Origin of the sequence: Nostocoides japonicum T1-X7 (genome assembly GCF_001046855.1) — a bacterium.
Classification (GTDB): Bacteria; Actinomycetota; Actinomycetes; order Actinomycetales; family Dermatophilaceae; genus Nostocoides; species Nostocoides japonicum.
Map to the genome: position 1 here is coordinate 5,115,669 of NZ_HF570958.1, position 6,256 is coordinate 5,121,924.

Sequence of the window (6,256 nt, forward strand, 5' to 3'; positions counted from 1 at the left end):
GGGGGGGGTGGGGCGGGTGGGGCGGGTGAGCGCCGACCGGACCGGACGGGCCGGTCGGCGCTCACTCGGGGATCGACCCGGGCTCAGCCCGTGATCTGCTGGACCTGCTTGAGCGCGGCCTGGAACGCGGCGTCGGGGCTCGTGCCCTTGGTCTCGACGTTCGTCAGCTGCGTCGTGATGGCGTTCTGGATCTGCGTGTCGTTGACGCCGATCGGCGGGATCTTCAGCTCGCCCGCGATCTTGCCGAAGATCTCACCCACGGGGGCGTTGTCGAAGTAGGCGCTCTTGGCGCTCGCGACGGACGGGTCGGCCGCGGCCTCCTGGTTCGACGGGAAGTGACCGCCCTGCTTCGGGGACGTCCACATCGTCACCTGCTGGTCCTTCGCGGAGAGCCACTCGACGAGGGCGATCGCCGCCGCCTTGTTCTTGGCCTTCTCCGGGACGCCGAGCCACGACCCGCCCCAGTTCGCCGCACCGCCGGGGAGCGCGGGAGCGATGTCCCACTTGCCGGCATACGACGGTCCGGCCTGGCCCTGGATGTAGCCCATCATCCACGTCGGGCAGGCGATCGTCGCGAAGGCGCCGCTGCTGAAGGCCTTGTTCCACGCGGGCGAGAACTGCTGGAGGCCGGCGGTGATCTTCGCCTGGGCGGCCTGGGTCGCATACTTCCACGCCGTCTTCACGCCGTCGCTGTTCTCGACATCCGTCGTGCCGTCCGGCTTCGCGTAGGCCGTGTCGCCCTGGTAGACCGCCGCGGAGTAGATGCTCGCGGCGGAGTCGACGAAGTGGGAGCCCGCCTGCTTGGTCTTCGAGGCCTCGTACTGCTTGCCGAGGTTGATGAAGTCGTCCCAGGTCTGGATCTTGCCGGCGAGCGCGTCACGGCCGCTCGGCAGGCCCGCCTTCTGGAGGAGGTCCTTGCGGTAGCAGATGGCCTGCGGACCGGTGTCGGTGCCGAGGCCGACCGTCGTCTTGCCGTCGGCGGAGGACGCCTGCTTCCACTTCCAGTCGTAGAACTCCGCCTTGTCCTTCGCGGCGTTGGGGACGGTGTTCCAGTTGACGAACTGGTCGGCGTGGTTCTTCACGACGTCGGCGACGAAGCCGATCTCGATCGCCTGGACGTCGTCGAGGCCGCTGCCGGAGGCGAGGCGGGTCTTCAGGCGGGTCCAGTAGTCGGCCGACTGTTCGACGACGTCCTCCTGGATCGTGATGTTCGGGCACACCTTCTTGTAGGCGTCCCACATGCCGTTCTCCTTGAACCCGAAGGTCCCGAAGAGACCGACCGTCAGGGTGACCGTGTCCTTGGTTCCACACGGTCCGTTCGAGGCCACCGTGCTGCTCGAGCTCGAGCTGCCGGAGTCGGACCCACAGGCGGCGAGCAGGAGCGCTCCGGCCGTCGTGATCGCCATCGAGGTGGCCGCGAGTCGGCGGCCGGGGGGCATCAGGCGCATCTGTCGTTCCTCCTGGGAGAGCGGAGGCGTCCTCGTCGACACCATGAGAGCGCTCTCATGGGCAGTACCTTGACGGCTCGATGCCGCCACTGTCAAGCGTTATCGCCGAACCGTTACCCACTCCCTCGACGGAGAGGGGCTTCGAGCTCAGGCGGAGGCGCGGACGACGAGCTCGACGGGCAGCACCGTCGCGGGGGTCGGCTCCTCGCCCCGGATCCGGCGCAGCAGGAGCTCGGTCATCGTGGCGCCGAGCTCGTGGACGGGCTGGCGGACCGTCGTGAGCGGCGGGTCGACGTGGGCGGCGTCGGGGATGTCGTCGAACCCGATGACGGCGACGTCCTCGGGGACGGACCGCCCGGACTGCTGGATGGCCCTGATCGCCCCGAGCGCCGCGAGGTCGGAGGCGGCGAAGACGGCGTCGACGTCCGGCCGTCTCTCCAGGAGTCTGGTCATCGCCGCGTAGCCCCCCGCGAGGGTGAACTCCCCGACGGAGACGAGGGATTCATCGTATGCCGCGCCCCCGGCCTCGATGGCCGCGCGGTAGCCGTCGAGGCGGTCCTGACCGGCGCACATGTCGAGCGGGCCGGACACCGTGGCGACCTGCCGACGGCCTCCCGCGAGGAGGCGCTCCGTCGCCATCCGCGCACCGCCGACGTTGTCGGCGTCGACGTAGTAGAGGTCCGCCGAGCCGAGGAGGGGCCGACCGCTGAGCACCGTCGGCACGCCGGCCTCCTCGAGGCGCTGCGGCAGCTCGTCGCGGCCATGGAGCGACATGAGAAGGACGCCGTCGACGTGCCCGCCCGCGGCATACGAGACGAACCGGCGGTGGTCCTCCTCGCGGGAGGCGACGGTGAAGACGAGCTGCATCCCGGCCGCGGCGAGCACCTCGTGGGCGCTGCGGAGCATCCCGAGGAAGAACGGGTCGGAGAACATCCGCTCCTCGGTCTCGTCGACGAGGAAGGCGATGGAGTCGCTGCGTCCGGTGACGAGCGAGCGGGCCGCGTGGTTCGGGGAGTACCCGATCTCCGATGCCGCGGCGCGCACCGCGTCGCGCGCCCTCTCGGACACGTTCGTCTCGCCGCGCAGCACGCGGCTCGCCGTCGCGCGGGACACGCCGGCGCGCGCGGCGACCTCCTCGAGGGTCGGTGCCGCCCGAGGACCCTTCGGCGGCACGGTGCGGGTGCTCACGCCGGGCAGTCTGCCACCATGCGGGCCGAGGCGCGGACGATGCCTCGGGAGGGGGATGCGCTCGCGGACACACCCGCGACCCGACGGATCGCGGAGCCGGTCTCCGATCCGGTGGACCATCTCCAGGTCGCGGCCCCAACCGACGACCCGCGGTCCGAGGGAGGGCTCCGTCCCACCCGTTGCCCTCCGCAGACGACTGGTTGCGCAGGGCAACAGTTCTGGAGAACCCCTCCCCTGTTGCTCGGAGAGCCCGCCGGGAAGGGGGGGTCAGGACTCGGCGACGACGACCGCCGAGGCGATGCCGGCGTCGTGCGACAGGGAGACGTGGAAGGACGCGACCCCCAGCAGATCCGCCTGCGCCGCAACCGTTCCCGAGACCTCCAGCCGAGGGCGTCGCCCTTCCTCGCGAACGACCCGGGCGTCGGTCCAGCGCAGCCCGACCGGCGCCCCGAGGGCCTTGGCCAGGGCCTCCTTCGCGGCGAACCGGGCCGCGAGCGAGGCGAGCGGGAGCACCGCCTCCTCGGGTGTGAAGAGCCGCCGGCGCAGGGCGGGTGTGCGGTCCAGCGCGGCCCCGAACCGGGCGATGTCGACGACGTCGATGCCCACCCCGACGATCATCGAGCGGCCTACTCGACGGTGACGGACTTGGCGAGGTTGCGCGGCTGGTCGACGTCCAGGCCCTTGGCCGTCGAGAGGTGGAGGGCGAAGACCTGGAGCGGCACGACGGTGAGCAGCGGCTGGAGCAGCGGCATGGTGTGGGGCACCCGGATGACCTCGTCGGCATACGGCTCGACGTCGGTGTCGCCGTCCTGGGCGATGACGATCGTGCGGGCGCCTCGAGCCCGGATCTCCTGGATGTTCGAGACGACCTTGCGGTGCAGCTCGTGCGGCGTGTCCGGCCCGGGGACGACGATGAAGACCGGCTGGCCCGGCTCGATGAGCGCGATCGGGCCGTGCTTGAGCTCGCCCGCCGCGAAGCCCTCGGCGTGGATGTAGGCCAGCTCCTTGAGCTTGAGCGCACCCTCCAGCGCGACGGGGAAGCCGACGTTGCGCCCGAGGAAGAGGACGGCGCGGGTGTCGGCCATGAACCGCGCGATCTCCTTGACGCGATCCATCCGTCGCAGGACCTCCGCGATCTTGTCGGGGACGTCGTGGAGCTCCTTCATGACGGCCTGCGGATCCTCGGCATACGCGCCGCCGCGCAGCTGCGCGAGGTAGAGCCCGAGGAGGTAGCACGCGGCGATCTGGGCGAGGAAGGCCTTGGTCGACGCGACGGCGATCTCGGGGCCGGCGTGGGTGTAGAGCGCCGCGTCGGACTCGCGAGGGATCGTCGAGCCGAGCGTGTTGCATACCGAGACCGTGAGCGCACCGAGATCACGGGCGTGCTTGACCGCCATGAGCGTGTCCATCGTCTCGCCGGACTGGCTGATGGACACGACGAGGGTGCGCTCGTCGACGATCGGGTCGCTGTACCGGAACTCGTGCGCGAGGGCGACCTCGACCGGGATGCGCGTCCAGTGCTCGATGGCGTACTTGGCGACGGTCCCGGCATACGCCGCCGTGCCGCAGGCGACGATGGTGACCCGCTCGACGGCGCGCAGCTTCTCCTCCGGGATGCGCAGCTCGTCGAGGGAGAGGTTGCCCTCGGCGTCGGTACGCCCGAGGAGCGTGTCGGCGACCGCGCGGGGCTGCTCCTCGATCTCCTTCTCCATGAAGGTCGGGTAGCCGCCCTTCTCCGCGGCCGCCGCGTCCCACGTCACCTCGTATGCCGTCGCGCTCGCCGGCTGGCCGTCGAACCCGATGACGGTGCAGGAGTCGGGGGTGATCGTCACGATCTGGTCCTGGCCCAGCTCCAGGGCCATGCGGGTGTGCCCGATGAAGGCCGCGACGTCGGAGCCGAGGAAGTTCTCGCCCTCGCCGAGCCCGACGACGAGCGGGCTGTTGCGGCGCGCCCCGACGACGACACCGGGCCGGCCGGCGTGGACGGCGAGGAGGGTGAAGGCGCCGTCGAGCCACTGGACGGCGCGCAGCATCGCCTCGGTGAGGTCACCCGTCGCGGCGAACTCACGGGCCACGAGATGGGCGGCGACCTCGGTGTCGGTCTCGCTGCGGAACTCGACGCCGTCGGCGAGCAGCTGGGTCTTCAGCTGGTGGAAGTTCTCGATGATGCCGTTGTGGATGACGGCGATCTCGTCGTCGGCGCCGCCCCGGTGCGGGTGGGCGTTGCGATCCGTCGGGCCGCCGTGCGTCGCCCAGCGGGTGTGTCCGATGGCGGTCGAGGACTCCGGCGGGGGGTTGCTCTCGAGGGCCTGGCGCAGGTTGGCGAGCTTGCCGGCGCGCTTGTCCATCGCGATGCTGCCGCCGGGGGTGACGAGAGCCACACCGGCCGAGTCGTACCCGCGGTACTCCAGGCGCGCGAGGCCCTCCATGACGACGTCGAGGGCGGTCCCGTCGACGCGTGGACCGACGTAGCCGACGATTCCGCACATGGCGTAGAGACTAACGGCAGGCCGGGGCCCCACCCCGCCATCGCCGACGCCATCCGCCACAATGTCGGGCGTGGCTCTCACCGCCGACGCCCACATCCTGCCCTCGCCGTACGTCGATCTCGATCGGGACGCCTGGGCCAGGCTGCGTCGCAACCACCCGATGTCCCTGTCCGCCGAGGACGTCACGCGGCTGCGCGGTCTCGGGGACCGGCTCGACCTCGACGAGGTGGAGCACATCTACCTCCCGCTGTCGCGCCTGCTGAGCTTCTACGTCGAGGCGACGACGGGGCTGCACCGGGTGACGACGACCTTCCTCGGGGAGCCGAGCGCGAAGACGCCCTTCGTCCTCGCGGTCGCCGGGTCCGTCGCCGTCGGGAAGTCGACGACGGCCCGCATCCTCAAGGAGCTGCTGAGCCGTTGGCCCTCGTCGCCCCGCGTGGAGCTCGTGACGACCGACGGGTTCCTCTTCCCGAACGCCGAGCTCGAGCGCCGTGGCCTCCTGCAGCGCAAGGGATTCCCGGAGTCCTACGACCGGCGCGCCCTCCTCCGCTTCGTCGCGGACGTCAAGTCGGGCGTGCCGGAGGTCCGCGCTCCCGTCTACTCGCACCTCACCTACGACATCGTCCCCGGCGAGCGCATCGTCGTCCGCCGGCCCGACGTCCTCATCGTCGAGGGGCTCAACGTCCTCCAGGCGCCGAGCCCGCGGGAGGACGGCCGCAACGGACTCGCGCTGTCGGACTTCTTCGACTTCTCGGTCTACGTCGACGCGGCCGTCCGCGACATCCGGGCGTGGTACGTCGACCGGTTCCTCCGGCTCCGGGAGACGGCGTTCGCCGACCCCGCCTCCTACTTCCACCGGTATGCCGCGCTGTCCGACGACGAGGCGCGCGCCACGGCGACAGGCATCTGGCAGCGGATCAACGAGCCGAACCTGCGCCAGAACGTCAAGCCGACGCGCGGTCGGGCCCATCTGATCCTCAGCAAGGACGAGTCGCACGCCGTCGAGCGCATCCGGCTCCGCAAGCTCTGACCCCACCCTCAAGACCCCACCCTGGCCATCTGCCACCCGATCGGGGCCTCTGCACCACCCCACCTGGCCATCTGCCACCCGATCGGGGCCTGTGCACCACC

Annotated in this window: 5 protein-coding genes; 1 reads left to right on the top strand and 4 read right to left on the bottom strand. The window is 71.0% G+C overall.

The window, feature by feature from the left end:
• Positions 1–83: 83 nt before the first annotated feature.
• From BN12_RS23085 to glmS, 4 genes are all read right to left on the bottom strand, one after another.
• A complete protein-coding gene (locus BN12_RS23085; protein ID WP_200901287.1) occupies positions 84–1,448 on the bottom strand; it encodes an ABC transporter substrate-binding protein in 1,365 nt (454 codons plus the stop codon).
• Between the two features lie 147 nt (positions 1,449–1,595).
• Positions 1,596–2,636: a LacI family DNA-binding transcriptional regulator gene (locus BN12_RS23090; protein WP_235432427.1), complete on the bottom strand. Its 1,041-nt coding sequence runs from the start codon at positions 2,634–2,636 to the stop codon at positions 1,596–1,598.
• Between the two features lie 267 nt (positions 2,637–2,903).
• Positions 2,904–3,254 (bottom strand): holo-ACP synthase, encoded by a 351-nt coding sequence (locus BN12_RS23095; RefSeq protein WP_048553953.1) that lies wholly within the window; start codon positions 3,252–3,254, stop codon positions 2,904–2,906.
• Between the two features lie 8 nt (positions 3,255–3,262).
• Positions 3,263–5,125: a glutamine--fructose-6-phosphate transaminase (isomerizing) gene (gene glmS / locus BN12_RS23100; protein WP_048553955.1), complete on the bottom strand. Its 1,863-nt coding sequence runs from the start codon at positions 5,123–5,125 to the stop codon at positions 3,263–3,265.
• 61 nt (positions 5,126–5,186) lie between these two features.
• Between glmS and coaA the strand changes: the two genes are divergently transcribed.
• Positions 5,187–6,155 (top strand): type I pantothenate kinase, encoded by a 969-nt coding sequence (gene coaA, locus BN12_RS23105; RefSeq protein WP_048553956.1) that lies wholly within the window; start codon positions 5,187–5,189, stop codon positions 6,153–6,155.
• Positions 6,156–6,256 lie beyond the last annotated feature (101 nt).

What these genes read in the sequence shown, in the direction of transcription:
- BN12_RS23085 (WP_200901287.1), bottom strand. Translation starts at nt 1,448, where the DNA reads ATGCGCCTGATGCCCCCCGGCCGCCGACTCGCGGCCACCTCGATGGCG.
- BN12_RS23095 (WP_048553953.1), bottom strand. Translation starts at nt 3,254, where the DNA reads ATGATCGTCGGGGTGGGCATCGACGTCGTCGACATCGCCCGGTTCGGG.
- glmS (WP_048553955.1), bottom strand. Translation starts at nt 5,125, where the DNA reads ATGTGCGGAATCGTCGGCTACGTCGGTCCACGCGTCGACGGGACCGCC.
- coaA (WP_048553956.1), top strand. Translation starts at nt 5,187, where the DNA reads ATGTCGGGCGTGGCTCTCACCGCCGACGCCCACATCCTGCCCTCGCCG.